This is a genomic window from Desulforadius tongensis, assembly GCF_016907915.1.
GTDB lineage: Bacteria > Bacillota > Desulfotomaculia > Desulfotomaculales > Desulfohalotomaculaceae > Desulforadius > Desulforadius tongensis.
Window position 1 is genome coordinate 23807 of the sequence record NZ_JAFBCW010000001.1, and the last position, 14175, is coordinate 37981.

Genomic DNA, 14175 nt, shown 5'->3' on the forward strand with positions numbered 1-14175 from the left:
TATTTCAGTATTAGGTACATTATAACCAACCAGGTATTAAGTAAAGCAGCATTAGCATCTATCCTGTAGTATATCCCCTAACCTTCAAGCGCAGCTCAATAATGGTATCCCTAAGCTGGGCGGCCTTCTCAAATTCCAGTTCTTTGGCCGCCCGTTTCATTTCTTTTTCCAGGTGGGCTATCAGTTTCTTCATCTCTTTCCTGCTCATTTTATTCACTTTTTCACTGGTTACATACTTGGCCGGAGTTTCGGCCGCCCTGGTGGCTTCAATAATTTCCCGCACCGCCTTGCGCACCGTCTGTGGGGTGATATGGTGTTCTTTATTAAATTCAATTTGCTTTTGACGGCGCCGGTCCGTTTCATCTATGGCTCTGCGCATGGATTTGGTAATTTTGTCCGCGTACATAATCACCTTACCTTCGGCGTTGCGGGCCGCCCGGCCGATGGTCTGGATCAGCGAGCGCTCACTGCGCAGGTAACCTTCTTTATCCGCATCCAAAATGGCCACCAGGCTCACCTCCGGCAGGTCTAAACCCTCCCGCAGCAGGTTAATGCCCACCAGCACGTCAAATTCACCCAGGCGCAGGTCCCGCAGTATTTCCATCCGCTCGATGGTATCTATGTCGGCGTGCATGTATCTCACCCGGACGCCCATTTCTTTAAAGTAATCGGTGAGGTCTTCGGCCATTTTTTTGGTCAGCGTGGTAATCAGCACCCGCTCGTCCTTTTCCACCCGCCGGCGAATTTCATTCAGCAGATCGTCAATCTGCCCCCTGGTGGGCCGCACAAATATCTCCGGATCCACCAGGCCGGTGGGACGGATGATTTGTTCCACCACCTGCTGGCTGCGCTTTAATTCATAAGCACCGGGGGTGGCAGAAACGTATATGCACTGGTTGACCCGCTGTTCAAATTCTTTAAAGGTCAGCGGGCGGTTATCCAGGGCCGACGGCAGGCGAAAGCCGTGTTCCACCAGGGTGGTTTTGCGGGAACGGTCTCCCTCATACATTCCGCCCACCTGGGGTACCGCCACGTGGGACTCATCTATAATCATTAAAAAATCATCCGGAAAAAAGTCCAGCAGTGTGTAGGGCGGTTCACCGGGTGCCCTGCCGGTTAAATGCCGGCTGTAGTTTTCAATACCGGTGCAGTAGCCCACTTCCCGCATCATTTCTATGTCGTATTTGGTGCGCTGTTCCAACCGCTGGGCCTCCAGCAGCTTGCCCTGGTCCCGCAGTTCCTTTAATCTTTGCTCCAGTTCTTCTTCAATGGAGGCAATGGCCCGCTCCATCTTTTCGTCGGAGGTGGCAAAGTGACTGGCGGGAAATACCGAAATGTGACTGCGCTCGCCAATAATCTCCCCGGTGAGCACGTCAAATTCCACCATTCTTTCTATTTCATCGCCAAACATCTCCACCCGCAGCGCCTGCCCGGTGGCAGAGGCAGGAAAGATTTCTATTACATCCCCCCGTACCCGGAAGGTGCCCCGGGTAAAATTGACATCGTTGCGATTGTATTGAATATCCACCAGCTTGCGTAAAATTTCATCCCGGTCGTAAAAACCGCCGGTGCGCAAAGACAGCACCAGTTCCCGGTATTCGTTGGGGTTACCCAAACCGTATATACAGGACACGCTGGCCACCACAATTACATCCCGCCTTTCCAGCAGGGCACAGGTGGCGGAGTGGCGCAGCTTGTCTATCTCATCGTTAATACTGCTGTCCTTTTCTATGTAGGTATCGGTTTGGGGAATATATGCCTCCGGCTGGTAGTAATCAAAGTAGCTGACAAAATACTCCACCGCGTTGTGGGGAAAGAATTCTTTAAATTCACTGCACAGCTGGGCAGCCAGTGTTTTATTGGGTGCCAGCACCAGGGTGGGCCGGTTTACCCGGGCAATGACATTGGCCATGGTATATGTTTTACCGGAACCGGTAACACCCAGCAGGGTCTGGTGTTTTAGCCCCCGGTTAATCCCCTCCACCAGCTGGGAAATCGCTTTCGGCTGATCCCCCCTGGGGCTGTATTCCGATACCAGTTGAAAGGTCATACTTTCACCACCTAAATATTAAAAAGTAATTTTATTAAAATTATACCATATTAGTCTATTTTTTAAAAACAAAACCTACTCTTATTATTAAAGTAAGGGCTTGACAAATCAAGCCCTCTACACTACCAACATAATTGAAGGTTATCACCGTCAGAACCCCGTCCGAGCGCTCGGACTGCTCTCTGCAGAGCTCTATCATCCCAGAGGGTAAGAGCTATTTTATACGGTTAAATACGGTTAACCGTTATTCGATGGAATTACCCATTTACACAAAATAATTTACACTCCCAGAGAAGTTCTGTTTTCAATTAATTTCTCCATTACTTGTAGAGTGATTTTTAATTCTTGTTTGTCCAGTAGCTTTGCCAAATGAATAATCCTATTATATTCTGGATGTTTTTTTGTATCAAAATTATTTGGCAGTTTCTCAATTTCTAATGTGTTATAAAATTCATCAAGACGCATGCTTAGAGCTGTACATATATCAATAAGTCTTTTTACCGAAATGCTTTTTTGCCCTCTTTCAACTTCACTGATATAAGGCTGTGAAACGCCGGAGATTTTTTCTAAGCGTTTCATTGATAACCCCTGTGCTGTTCTTAATAACCTTATATGCTTTCCTATGGCTTGATCTATATCGCTTATCTTTTTCTTCATGTTATTAAATGCCCCCATTCTTTTTCTTATAATTTGTAGTTTTTACACTAAAATTATTGAATATCGCTTTTGAGATTCGCTAAATGCCTCTTTAGCAGTTATAATTTTGTCAGGCGATGCTACATATGGAAAAACTCATCATTTTACTAAAAAATAGAGCACTCACTGAGTGCTCTCAGACTGACAAATCAAGCCCTTTACTGTCCCTGCTGCTGTTTACTCTGCTGTCCTTGTCCCTGCTGCCCGCCGGTTTGGCTTTGAATGGACTGTACTTCCCCGTCTATCTGCACTTCCACCACCCTGCCTTCACTGGTGGTGATGCGCAGGGTGGTTTTTTGCTGTCCCTGCTGCTGTCCCTGGGACTGCCCCTGTCCCTGCTGCTGGGACTGCCCTTGGGATTGTCCCTGGGATTGGCCCTGCCCCTGCTGCTGGGACTGGCTTTGCTGTCCACCTTCTCCCTGCTGTTTCTTTTTCTTTTCCACCCGTTCCTGCAGCAGGTAAACATTATCCTGTTTTACCAACCGCGGGGGCACTATTTTGGCCGGCACTGTATAATCACCGTTGTTTATCCTGGTATCATATTGAAAGACCCTGCCCTCCGCCAAATCTTTGGCTGCATCATAGGCCAACCTGGCCAGCATGTCCGGCCGGTTATCCACTTCGGCATCGTGTTCCCCGCTCATTAAGGCTTCAGCGGCTTGGGGCGCGCCCCCAACCCCCACCGTTATCACCCTTCGTTCCATACCAAACTGCTTTAACACTTCCACCGCTGCCATGGCCAGGCTGCTGTCATTGGCCAGCACCGCGTCTATCTTTTTACCACCGGCCAGCAGCTGCTGCATGGTGGCTTTGGCCAGGTTGGCATCCCAACGGGGATGGGGCTGGGACAGTACCACCTCTATATTTTTCATATTTTTTAAAACGCCGTTTACTGCCGCGGTAATTTCCCTGGCCATTTGATCGCTGCTGTCACCCTGCAGCACCACCACTTTCACCGGCCCGCCCTCCTGCAGCCCCATCGCCGCCTGCTGGTGGTCGGGTATAACCATCTGCCGGTTCTGCTGCCCGGACTGAGCGGGCACCTGCGGGTTCAACACCACCGGGCCCTGGTTAAGCTGCTGCAGGCCTTTTTGCAGAACAGCCTGCAGGTAATTAACCTGCAGCTCACCGGTACGGCGGTGGTCAGAAGTTATGTAACCATCCACCGGCGTGTTAACGGGCAGCGTTTCCAGGGCAATCACTTTAATATTGTTCTGAGCCAGCTGCCGCACCAAATCCGGGGCTATAGAAGGATCCGTTACCTGCAAAATCACCACTTTAACTTTCTTTTCGATTAACTTTTGAATGTCCTTCTGCTGCTGAGCCGGGTCACCCCCGGCATCCATCCAGATTATCTGAACTTTATCTTTCTTTTTCGCTTTATCAAATATCTTTTTCATTACTTTATTGCCGTCACGCTGCATGTCCGCCAGGCTGACGCCAATTTTAGGTCCCTGCATGGGAAGGGGCTTTTTTTCTCCCCCACCGCCGGGGCACCCGGTGCAAAGAGGCAGAAAAAGCAGCAGTACCAGTATACAGGCCAATCGGCGAAACATAACCTCACCCTCTCAAACATCTGTTACTGGTATTATGCTTATTTTAGCTTTTTTTATCGTAGCCAATTTTTTTCTTCATAAAACTTGTCCCCGGGCATATATAGTAGTAACTGTTTGAGGAGGGTGGTTATGAGAAGCAGTTTATCAGAACAGCTGTGGGAAGTGAGAAATTATATTTACCAACTGATCGGAAAGAAAGACCGGCAAAGGCCCAAATTAATGGAAATGATCGAAAAAGCCCGTACAGACTGGATACATGCCGCGGAACAGCTGAACTTCTGCGACCGGGATATGGTGGAATACGTTATCCATGAAATCCACGCCAAGGAAAGGCGCTACATGGCCCTGTTAATGCAGGCCAAAAAGGACGGGTTAACAGCGTGGAATGAAAATGAACTGAGTTAATTATTCATTATCTTTTTATACTCATCCCTAATTTTTTGAAAATCTTCCCATACCGGCTTCTTTTTGCTGGGATCCCGCAGTAATGCCGCCGGGTGATAGGTGGGCATTATTTTTATGCCGCTTTTGCTCTCCAGCCACTGGCCGCGCATTTTGGTAATCCTGGCATCCGGCTTAATTAAGTTCTGCAGCGCCGTGCTGCCCAGCAGAACCACAATCCGGGGCGAAATGGTTTCTATCTGCTGCCACAACCACGGCAGGCAGGCCCTTGCTTCTTTACGGTTGGGCACCCGGTTGCCCGGCGGGCGGCATTTGACAATATTGGCTATATAAACATCCTCCCGCTTTATTTCCGCCGCTTCCAATATTTTATTCAACAGCTGTCCGGCGGCGCCCACAAAGGGTTTACCCTGCAGATCCTCATCCCTGCCGGGGCCTTCCCCTATCAGCATTAATTTAGCCTTCGGGTTGCCGTCTCCAAAGACAATATTTGTCCTGCCGTCGGCCAGGCCGCAGCGCCGGCACCCCTGAATTTCTTTTTCAATTTGTTTTAAACTCATGCTACCCCTCTCCTGCTAAGGAAGTTCGAAAAGTCCGCGCGAAATCCACTTCGAATTTCTGCGTTGGCTCGGCTTTTGCGGTGCTCACGTATCAATATACGCTCCGCTCCTCAAAGCCTTCGCCGCCTTGAACCTCTCGTGTCTATCGTGCTCCTTTTCAAACAACACCTTTAATGCTGTATTCGTTTAATTATTTTAACACCGGCATTGTTAATTCCTGCAAAAGCCGCTCAAAGTTTGACCGGCTTAATTTTTTTGCATAATAATCGTTAAATATTAGAAAAATATATTACAAGTAATCCTCTACAAATTAATCACCGTACCTAATCAACAGGGTAAAAATATATTTAAGGAGGAAACGTTATGGGATTCAGCTTCGATCTAAAGCAGGCCAACACCAGTTGGGACAACTGGAAAAGCTACCTGGGACAGGCGGTGGAGTTTGCCGAAGAGCTGGGCATATCTGAAGACCGCATTGTCAGTTTGGCCACCCAGGCGGGGGCAGTGCTGGCAGAAAACGTGCCGCCGGCAAACCCGGAGCAGCGAACCATGAAAGAATTGTGGGAAGTGGCAGACAGCGAAGAGCGGCAGGTAATCGGCCGCTTGATGACTAAAATTGCCAAGAAAAACAGGTAATTTTAAGGGCGTGCATACGCCCTTAAAATTACCGTCCCCCACCGCAGCCCGCGGTTCTCAATTATTTATCTTCTCCAACAGCTTTCTTTTTAATTTTCTAAACCACCTTTTTAACAAAAAGCCCGCCCCGGTAAACTCCATATAAGATCTTTCGCCCCCCTCCGGCACCGGTAAAATACCGAAGGGAGTTCCCGGCGTTAAATTTACCAGCTCCCGGCGGTACAGCTGCCTTTGGCCGCTGGTAAAGGATATTTCCGCCAGCCCAAGATTCTGCTGCAGCATGTATTCCAGGTAGGCCTTGTTGTAAACGGGGATACCGTTAAAAGTCAAAATCACGTCTCCGGAACGCAGCCCCGCTGCCCAGGCGGCGGTGCCGGGAACCACATCCAGCACCCGCACTCCCTGCTCCGCCGGTACATAAATGGGTTTGTTGGCCAGTTCCAGTTTTTTATTTAGGTATATTACCGCTTCGTGACCCAGCGGCGAAAACAGCGCTGCCGCCAGGGCAACAGCGGTGTACCGGTCTGACAGCACCGCCAAAATCAACAGCACCACGCTGTAGAGGGCCAGGTATTTGGCAGAAAGGCGGGATTTCTCCCGGGGCTTCCTGGCCGCCGCTATATCACCGTAGCCCAAACCGGCCACCACCGGAAACAGGCTGTAAATCAATGTGTCCCGATGGGCGGTTATTTCCGGCTTAATCAGCGGCCACCATTCCGGCATTTCTATGCCGGTTTGTACTAAATCCCCCTGCCCCACCACCACCAGTGCCACCACCGGGATGGGCCAGAAACGCTGCAGGGCAAATCCCCCCACCAGGCGGTTGGCGCCAACTTTTATGTAAGCGGGCACCGCCCCCAGGTGGCCGCTAAAATATATCAGCACGCTTTCCACCATGTGCAAAATGGCCACTAAACCCAGCACCTGGGGAACGCTAACCGCCGGCCAGCCAAAAATTATTTTTGAAAGGGCTAAAATACCCCCGGCATAGGCAAAACAAAGAAACCGGGCATCTATAAGCATCAGCAGCACCGCCAGCGGCCAAATATACTGCAGCCCGGAACCGGATAAAGTTAAGCCCACAAAGAGCATTAAAAAACTGCCCAACAGCCCCCCTAACAGCCCAAACCCGGTGGCCTGCAGGGCATCGGGCCACCACCGGCCGTGTTCAAAACCAAAGAATTTCTGCCTCAGTTTCAGCATGCGCCGGTACTGCAGGGCCACCAGGGCCACCACCAGGTAAAACAGCGGGTTAACAATAAATGAAAGCATTTGTTTCAGCACTAGGGGGAAAATTTCCAACAGGGGAAACAAATATTTCACCTCAACAAACAAATTTTGTGCCGGTTGACATTTTAAAAAAGAGCCGCGGAGAAAAATTCCGCGGCCCTGCTTTTAGCGGTAACTCAGCCTGCCAGCTGTTCTTTCATTAAATCCAGCGCCTTTTGCAGCTGCAGGTCTTTAGCGGCACCCCGGGGCTGTTCCACCGTTATATCCGGTTCAATGCCTTTTTTATTGATGTCATGTTTATCCGGTGTTAAATAGCGGGCGGTGGTTAACTTTATGCCCGCCCCGTTATCCAGCGGGAAAACCGTCTGCACCACCCCTTTGCCGAAACTGGTGGTGCCCACCAGCGTGCCCAGGTGGTGATCTTTAATCGCCCCGGCCAGTATTTCCGCGGCACTGGCGGTATGCTGGTTCTGCAGCACCACCAGCGGCAGGTTCAGCCCCGGTTTATGGGCTTCAAAGGTATAATCTTCCCCGGCTTTATAGTCTATATGTACTATCGGCCCCTGGAAAAGAAACTGGTCGGCCACTTTCACCGCCGATCTCAATTCACCGCCGGGATTGTTGCGCAGGTCTAAAATCAGCGCTTTAATGTTTTTACTTTTTAATTCCTGCAGTGTATCGCTCAACTCGTTAGGAGTATTATCGTTAAAACTGCTTAACACTATGTAGCCAATTTCTGTCCCTGCCAATACTTTTCCTTCCACCGTGGGCACCCGGATTTCTTCCCTGATTAAGTTATTAAATTCCTTCTGTTCACCATTTCTTAACACCGTCAGGGAAACTGCCGTACCCACCGGCCCCCGCATCAGGTCAATGGCGGTGTCCAGGTCGATGCCCTTGGCATCCTTTTGGTCAATTTCGATAATTTTGTCCCCCGCCTTGATGCCCGCTTTATAGGCGGGAGTCCCCTCGTAGGGGCGCACCACCGTAAGATAATCACCTTCAATTCCCACCAAAATACCCAAACCGCCAAAGGAACCGTGAATTTGTTCATTCAGCTTTTTAAAAGTTTCCGGATCGAGATATGTAGAATAGGGATCATCCAGGGATTCCACCACCCCCCGAATGGCTCCCTCCACCATCTGCTCGGTGGTTACCGTTTCTAAATACTGGGTACGGATCAGCGATATTACCCTTACCAGATTGCCTAAATCTTTGTAATTGGAAAGCACTGTGTAGCCGGCTGCCGCCACCAGCAGGCAAGTTACCAATCCAACGGCAATTAATATTCTGCCCAGTGTCCCGGACCTCAACCCCATTCTCCTCAATTAAGTACGTCACCTGCCCAATTTTTTTACGCTTATTATACTACACCACATAACCATAAATTACAACTGCGGCAGTTCTTCATCTATTTTAAATATTTCATCGGGTTAACCGGGGTGCCGTGCTCGCGCACCGAAAAGTCCAGGTGCGGGCCGGTGGACATGCCGGTGCTGCCCACTTTGCCGATTACCTGGCCTTTATTTACCCACTGGCCGGTGCTCACCAGCTGCTGGGAAAGGTGGGAATAAAGCGTGGTTACTCCCCCGCCGTGGTCCAGCATCACAACCTTACCGTAACCGCGCATGGTTTTAACGGCAATAACCCGGCCTCCCTGGGCAGCCACCACATTGGCCCCGGTGGGGGCGGCGATATCAATGCCGTTGTGCATGCGGTTCTTTTTCAATATGGGGTGATAACGCATGCCAAAGTAAGAGGTTATGGTGGTATAGCCGGGTACCGGCCAGGTGAACTCCCCGCCCACATATTCCCGGCCGCCGTTTTGTTCGGCAATCCGGCGCAGTATTTCCTGTTCCTGCTGCTCCAATCTATTTAGTTCTTCTTCAAATTGTTTTAAATTCTGCTGCACTTCCTTTAACAGTTTAACCCTTTCACCCTGCCGGGAGGCCAGCTCCCTCCGGGTCCGTTCCTGCTGCTGGCGCATGGCGGCCAATTCTTTAATTTTAACTTCTAAATCGCTTTTCTTAACCGCTATCCGCTCCCTTTCCGCCGCCACCCTGTCCATAATTTCCTTGTCCTGCTCCACAATTCTCCGCATCAGTTCCATTCTGTTAACTAAATCGGAAAAACTCTGCGCCTCCAGCAGTACCTCCAGGTAGCTGACATCCCCGGCCTGGTACATTCCCTTTAGGCGTTTCATCAACAGGTCGGTGCTTTCCTGCAGTTCCTTTTCCGCTTTCTTCAACTGAGCTTCGGTTCTTTCCAGTTTATCCTGGGCCAGCGCTATGCGGTAGTTGAGATCGGCAATTTCATTTTCCTTTTGGTTAATGGAAGCATTAAGCGCCGCCACCTGCCGGGTTATACTCCAAACCTCGCTTTTTTTCTGTTCCACCATTTGTTTCGTCTGCTGCTGTTTTTGCTGCAGCTCCTTTAGTTTTTCCTGCAGGCCGGTTTCGGAGGCAGAAGCCAGAGTGCTGAATGCCAGGCAGGCAGCTAAACCAAAGGCTGCAATTTTCTTTCCCATGCCGAAACTCACAGCTTATCCTCCCCTGCTTACGCTTTTTTATCAGATAAAAACCGATGAATAGATATCAAACTGCCAAAGATACCGATTAAAATTCCCAGCCCCAGCAGCGCCCCCGGCACCACGGTGAACACCTCTTCACCGGGCACCAGATTGATAAAGGGCAGAGATACTTTTATCTTGTCCACCAGAGCAATATAACCCAGGTAAACAACGGCCACCGCCAGCAGCGCGCCGGCCAGTCCCATTATTAAACCTTCCATCAAAAACGGCGCCCGGATGTACCAGTTGGTGGCTCCCAAAAGTTTCATGATGCTTATTTCCCGCCGGCGGGCAAACACCGACATGCGGATGGAGGTGGAAATTAAAAATAACGCCGAAACACCTAAAATGCCCATCAATGTCCAGCTGGCCACCCGCAGCCACTGGGTCACCGACAGCAGTTTTTCCACCACCCCTTTACCGTAACGCACCATTTCCACCCCGTCCAGCTGTTCAAAGCTGCCGGCCAGCGCCGGTACCTGGTTGGCATCTTCAGCTTTAACGCGGTAAGCATCGGGCAGCGGGTTTTTTTCCAGGTCTTCCAGCACCTGGGCCCGGCTGCCCAGGCTTTTTTTCATTTCCTGCAGTGCTTTTTCTTTGGGTATAAACTTTACCTCCGCCACCCCGGCGGTGGATTTGATTTTTTCTCCTATTTCCTTAACATCGGCAGCTGCCAATTCTTCCTCCAAAAACACACTGATTTCCACCTTGGATTCCAGGCGCTGGGTCAGGTAACCGGTATTCATCACCAGCAGCACCGAGCCGCCCAAAATAACCAGCGAAACTGCCACAATGGATATGGAAGCTACAGTCATCCAACCATTGCGCAGTATTGATACCAGTGCCTCGCGGATGCAGTACAGTATGGTACTAATTCGCAAAGCTGTACACCCCGCTCTCTTCGTCGCTGACTATTCTGCCGCCGGAAATCTTTACCACCCGGCGCTTCATGTCGTCCACAATGTCCCGGGCGTGGGTGGCCATTATTATCGTGGTGCCGTTCCTGTTGATGACGTTAAACAGTTCCATTATCTCCTTAGCGGTATCGGGATCCAAATTGCCGGTGGGCTCATCGGCCAAAATCAGCACCGGGTTGTTGACAATGGCCCGGGCTATGCCCACCCGCTGCTGCTCGCCGCCGGAAATTTGAGCGGGATAACAGTTGGCCTTTTCCAGCATACCCACCCGCTGCAGAACCAGCGGCACCGCCTTGCGGATATATTTCCGGGAGGCCCCCGTTACCTCCAGGGCAAAACTGACATTTTCTGCCACCGTCTTTTGGGGCAGCAGCCGGAAATCCTGAAAAACCATCCCTATTTTTCTTCTTAAGAGGGGAATTTCCCGGGACCGCAGGCGCACAACATTGCGGCCGTTAAACATCACCTGGCCCCTGGTGGGCAGTTCTTCACGGTAAATCATTTTCATCAGTGTGGATTTACCCGCCCCGCTGGGACCCACTAAAAAAACAAACTCACCCTTGCGAATGCGCAAAGTGATGTCGGATAATGCCTTTACTCCATTGTCGTAGGTTTTGGTCACGTTGTAAAAATGTATCAAATGCTGCACCACCTTGACATTACTGTCATTATATTCCAAAACAAAAACCTGTCCTGTTTTATATGCTTTCGACGGTAATAATCATTTTCCTTTTGGAAAAAGGTAAATATTGCAAGCATATAATGGAAAAGGTGAAAAAAGGTCAAAAAAAGGTCGCCTGCGGCGACCTTTGGGGTGTTATACAGCTGCTATTTCATCTTTTTTTCTATTACCCTGCTGACGGCATCTATGATGCTTTGGGCCGTCAATCCGTAATGGGCCATCAATTCTGCCGGTTTGCCCGATTGGCCAAACACATCTCTTATCCCTACCCGCTTCAGCGGCACCGGGCAGTGCTCGCTCAACGTTTCTGCCACCGCACTGCCCAGGCCGCCGATGATGCTGTGCTCTTCGGCGGTTACAACGGCCCCGGTTTCCCTGGCCGCTTCCACCACCGCCGCGATGTCCAGCGGTTTAATGGTGTGTACGTCCAGCACCCGGGCGCTGATGCCCTCCCTGGCCAGGAGATCGGCAGCTTCCAGCGCTGCAGACACCATAATGCCGGTGGCAATGATGGTTACATGGCTGCCTTCCCGCAGTTTAACCGCTTCTCCCGGGTTGAATTTGAAGTTTTTATCGTGAATTACCGGCACGCCGGAACGTCCCAGGCGGATGTATACCGGCCCGTCAATTTCTGCCGCTGCCCGGATGGCCCCGTCGGTTTCAACGGCGTCGGCGGGAACAAACACTGTAAAGCCCGGCAGGGCCCGCATGATGGCGATGTCTTCCACCGACTGGTGGGAACCGCCGTCCTCCCCCACCGTGATACCGGCGTGGGTGGCAGCAATTTTAACGTTTAACCGGGGATAGGCTATGCTGTTGCGCAGCTGGTCGTAAGCCCTGCCGGTGGCAAATACCGCAAAGGTGCTGCAGAAAGGTATTTTGCCCGCTGCAGCCAAACCGGCGGCAGTGGCCATCATGTTGGCCTCGGCAATGCCCATATTGAAAAACCGTTCCGGGTAGTGTTTGCTGAAATCATGGGTTTTGGTGGATTTGGACAGGTCAGCATCCAGCACCACAATGTTGGGGTTTTCTTTACCTAAAGCCAAAAGGGTTTCGCCGTAGGCTTCCCTGGTAGCTATTTTTTTACTCAACTGTACAAACCTCCAGTCTTCATTTTCATTCCCTGCCAGTGTTACACTGCTAAGCCAGTTCTTTCAGCGCTTCTTCCACCTGCTCGGCACTGGGGGCTTTGCCGTGCCAGCCCACCTGGTTTTCCATAAAGGATACCCCTTTGCCCTTTACTGTTTGGGCCACAATGATGGTGGGCTTGCCGGTGGTGCCCTTTGCTTCATCAACGGCCTTTAATATTTGCTCCATGTTGTGACCGTCAATTTCAATTACGTGCCAGCCAAAGGCCCGCCACTTGTCAGCCACCGGTTCCGGAGACATCACTTCTTCTATGCGGCCGTCTATCTGCATTTTGTTGTAATCCAAAAAGGCGGTCAGGTTGTCCAGCTTGTAGTGGGCCGCCGCCATGGCCGCCTCCCATACCTGGCCTTCCTGAATTTCACCGTCACCAAGCAGCACATAGACCCGGTAATCTTTTTTATCCAGTTTACCGGCCATGGCCATGCCGTTGGCCGCTGACAAACCCTGTCCCAGCGAACCGGTGGACATTTCTACCCCCGGCAGCTTTTTCATATCCGGGTGCCCCTGCAGCCTGCTGCCCAGCCGGCGCAGGCTTTTCAGTTCTTCCTTTTCAAAGTAACCCCTTTCGGCCAGGGCAGCGTAAAGCACCGGGGCAGCGTGTCCCTTGCTCAGCACAAACCTGTCCCTATCCGGCCAGTTTGGCTCCCGGGGATTAATGTTCATCACTTCGAAATACAGGGCGGTAACAATGTCCGCCGCAGACAGCGAACCACCGGGATGACCTGATCCGGCTTCACCTAACATGGTGACAATGTCCCGGCGAATGATTTTGGCTTTGGCCTGCAGTTCTTCCAGCCGGTTCTGATTCATTACTGTTCCCTCCAAAAATATTTATTTTTGTTGTACAGTTATCTGCTTAAAGCCCTCTCCAATCACTTCATGCACGTCGGCGGTGATGACAAAGGCCCTGGGGTCGGCCCGGTAAATTATATCCTTTAACTTTGTCACTTCGCTGCGGTGCACCACCGAAAGCAGAACATACCTGTCGGCACCGGTGTACATGCCTTGGGCATTCCAAACGGTGGCCCCCCGGTCCAGCTGTTTCATTATTTCTTCCCCCACCGCCTGGGGATTATTGGTTATAATTATAAATCCTTTGGCGTAGGTAAATCCCTCCTGCACCACGTCAATCACTTTGGATATTATAAAAATGGTAATCATGGCGTACATGGCCAGTTCCCAGGATTTAAACACCAGGCCGGCGGCCGCCACCACCACGGCATCCACCATAAATAAAAGCTGCCCGATGTTAAGCCCGGTGTAAGAGCGCAGTATGGCAGCGGCCAGGGCGGTTCCGCCGGTGGTGCTTTTGTTGCGGAAAACAATCCCCAAACCGATACCGTTTAACACCCCGCCGTAAATGCTGGCCAGCAGCAGGTTATCTGTGGGCACCGGCAGGTGCGGGGCCGTCAGGTCAACCGCCAGCGATAGGGCAATGGTGCCGAACAGCGAGTTGAGGGCAAAGGAAAATCCCAGCCGCCAAATGCCGATTATGTACAGCGGCACGTTCATTGCCAGCATGACAATGCCCACCGGCACATTAAACACATAATAAATAATGGTGGCGGCACCGCTGACACCGCCGGCGGCAATTTTATTGGGTACTAAAAACAGGTTCATACCCACAGCCACCAGTATTACTCCCACCAGTATCCCGGTATATTGTTTTATCCAGTTATACATCGCATCAACCCCATATACACCATAAAATGTATAGGGTTATAGTTC

14 protein-coding genes are annotated in these 14175 nt (G+C 50.9%); 2 read left to right on the forward strand and 12 right to left on the reverse strand.

Annotation, left to right across the window (positions count from 1 at the left end):
* Nucleotides 1-58 precede the first annotated feature (58 nt).
* From uvrB to JOC37_RS00110, 3 genes are all read right to left on the reverse strand, one after another.
* Nucleotides 59-2050: an excinuclease ABC subunit UvrB gene (gene uvrB / locus JOC37_RS00100; RefSeq protein WP_204614811.1), complete on the reverse strand. Its 1992-nt coding sequence runs from the start codon at nucleotides 2048-2050 to the stop codon at nucleotides 59-61.
* A 279-nt stretch (nucleotides 2051-2329) separates the two neighbouring features.
* Complete coding sequence (locus JOC37_RS00105; RefSeq protein ID WP_204614812.1) at nucleotides 2330-2707, reverse strand: helix-turn-helix domain-containing protein; 378 nt, start codon at nucleotides 2705-2707, stop codon at nucleotides 2330-2332.
* A 197-nt stretch (nucleotides 2708-2904) separates the two neighbouring features.
* On the reverse strand, nucleotides 2905-4302 hold the full coding sequence (locus tag JOC37_RS00110; protein ID WP_204614813.1) for a sugar ABC transporter substrate-binding protein: 1398 nt from the start codon (nucleotides 4300-4302) through the stop codon (nucleotides 2905-2907).
* 129 nt (nucleotides 4303-4431) lie between these two features.
* Here JOC37_RS00110 and JOC37_RS00115 point away from each other — a divergent pair, with 129 nt between their 5' ends.
* Entirely contained in the window at nucleotides 4432-4707 is a 276-nt protein-coding gene (locus tag JOC37_RS00115) for a DUF2508 family protein (protein ID WP_204614814.1), read from the forward strand.
* On the opposite strand, the gene JOC37_RS00120 is transcribed toward JOC37_RS00115, so the two are convergent.
* Complete coding sequence (locus tag JOC37_RS00120; RefSeq protein WP_204614815.1) at nucleotides 4704-5264, reverse strand: uracil-DNA glycosylase; 561 nt, start codon at nucleotides 5262-5264, stop codon at nucleotides 4704-4706. The two genes, JOC37_RS00115 and JOC37_RS00120, sit on opposite strands and share 4 nt — an antisense overlap.
* A 363-nt stretch (nucleotides 5265-5627) precedes the next feature.
* Here JOC37_RS00120 and JOC37_RS00125 point away from each other — a divergent pair, with 363 nt between their 5' ends.
* Nucleotides 5628-5900 carry a DUF3243 domain-containing protein gene (locus JOC37_RS00125; protein WP_204614816.1) on the forward strand — a complete coding sequence of 91 codons (273 nt, stop codon included), beginning with the start codon at nucleotides 5628-5630 and terminating at the stop codon, nucleotides 5898-5900.
* A 57-nt stretch (nucleotides 5901-5957) separates the two neighbouring features.
* On the opposite strand, the gene JOC37_RS00130 is transcribed toward JOC37_RS00125, so the two are convergent.
* The 8 genes from JOC37_RS00130 to JOC37_RS00165 form a co-directional block, all read right to left on the reverse strand.
* Nucleotides 5958-7214 carry a PDZ domain-containing protein gene (locus JOC37_RS00130; protein WP_204614817.1) on the reverse strand — a complete coding sequence of 419 codons (1257 nt, stop codon included), beginning with the start codon at nucleotides 7212-7214 and terminating at the stop codon, nucleotides 5958-5960.
* Between the two features lie 92 nt (nucleotides 7215-7306).
* Nucleotides 7307-8449: a S41 family peptidase gene (locus tag JOC37_RS00135; RefSeq protein WP_204614928.1), complete on the reverse strand. Its 1143-nt coding sequence runs from the start codon at nucleotides 8447-8449 to the stop codon at nucleotides 7307-7309.
* Nucleotides 8450-8541: 92 nt separating this feature from the next.
* Nucleotides 8542-9669 carry a murein hydrolase activator EnvC family protein gene (locus tag JOC37_RS00140; RefSeq protein ID WP_338017305.1) on the reverse strand — a complete coding sequence of 376 codons (1128 nt, stop codon included), beginning with the start codon at nucleotides 9667-9669 and terminating at the stop codon, nucleotides 8542-8544.
* A 17-nt stretch (nucleotides 9670-9686) separates the two neighbouring features.
* Nucleotides 9687-10580, reverse strand: coding sequence for a permease-like cell division protein FtsX (gene ftsX / locus JOC37_RS00145; RefSeq protein WP_204614818.1), 894 nt, complete (start codon nucleotides 10578-10580; stop codon nucleotides 9687-9689).
* On the reverse strand, nucleotides 10570-11256 hold the full coding sequence (gene ftsE / locus JOC37_RS00150) for a cell division ATP-binding protein FtsE (protein ID WP_204614930.1): 687 nt from the start codon (nucleotides 11254-11256) through the stop codon (nucleotides 10570-10572). The genes ftsX and ftsE overlap by 11 nt, the downstream gene beginning before the upstream one ends.
* Before the next feature lie 188 nt (nucleotides 11257-11444).
* Nucleotides 11445-12389, reverse strand: coding sequence for a transketolase family protein (locus JOC37_RS00155; RefSeq protein WP_204614819.1), 945 nt, complete (start codon nucleotides 12387-12389; stop codon nucleotides 11445-11447).
* A gap of 49 nt (nucleotides 12390-12438) precedes the next feature.
* The gene (locus tag JOC37_RS00160) at nucleotides 12439-13257 is read right to left on the reverse strand and encodes a transketolase (protein WP_204614820.1); all 819 of its coding nucleotides are present in this window, start codon (nucleotides 13255-13257) and stop codon (nucleotides 12439-12441) included.
* A 21-nt stretch (nucleotides 13258-13278) separates the two neighbouring features.
* A complete protein-coding gene (locus tag JOC37_RS00165; protein ID WP_204614821.1) occupies nucleotides 13279-14130 on the reverse strand; it encodes a YitT family protein in 852 nt (283 codons plus the stop codon).
* Between the last annotated feature and the right edge of the window lie 45 nt (nucleotides 14131-14175).

Excerpts from the sequence above, each read along its gene's own strand:
- uvrB (WP_204614811.1), bottom strand. The coding sequence starts at position 2,050 with ATGACCTTTCAACTGGTATCGGAATACAGCCCCAGGGGGGATCAGCCG.
- JOC37_RS00105 (WP_204614812.1), bottom strand. The coding sequence starts at position 2,707 with ATGAAGAAAAAGATAAGCGATATAGATCAAGCCATAGGAAAGCATATA.
- JOC37_RS00110 (WP_204614813.1), bottom strand. The coding sequence starts at position 4,302 with ATGTTTCGCCGATTGGCCTGTATACTGGTACTGCTGCTTTTTCTGCCT.
- JOC37_RS00115 (WP_204614814.1), top strand. The coding sequence starts at position 4,432 with ATGAGAAGCAGTTTATCAGAACAGCTGTGGGAAGTGAGAAATTATATT.
- JOC37_RS00120 (WP_204614815.1), bottom strand. The coding sequence starts at position 5,264 with ATGAGTTTAAAACAAATTGAAAAAGAAATTCAGGGGTGCCGGCGCTGC.
- JOC37_RS00125 (WP_204614816.1), top strand. The coding sequence starts at position 5,628 with ATGGGATTCAGCTTCGATCTAAAGCAGGCCAACACCAGTTGGGACAAC.
- JOC37_RS00135 (WP_204614928.1), bottom strand. The coding sequence starts at position 8,449 with ATGGGGTTGAGGTCCGGGACACTGGGCAGAATATTAATTGCCGTTGGA.
- JOC37_RS00160 (WP_204614820.1), bottom strand. The coding sequence starts at position 13,257 with ATGAATCAGAACCGGCTGGAAGAACTGCAGGCCAAAGCCAAAATCATT.
- JOC37_RS00165 (WP_204614821.1), bottom strand. The coding sequence starts at position 14,130 with ATGTATAACTGGATAAAACAATATACCGGGATACTGGTGGGAGTAATA.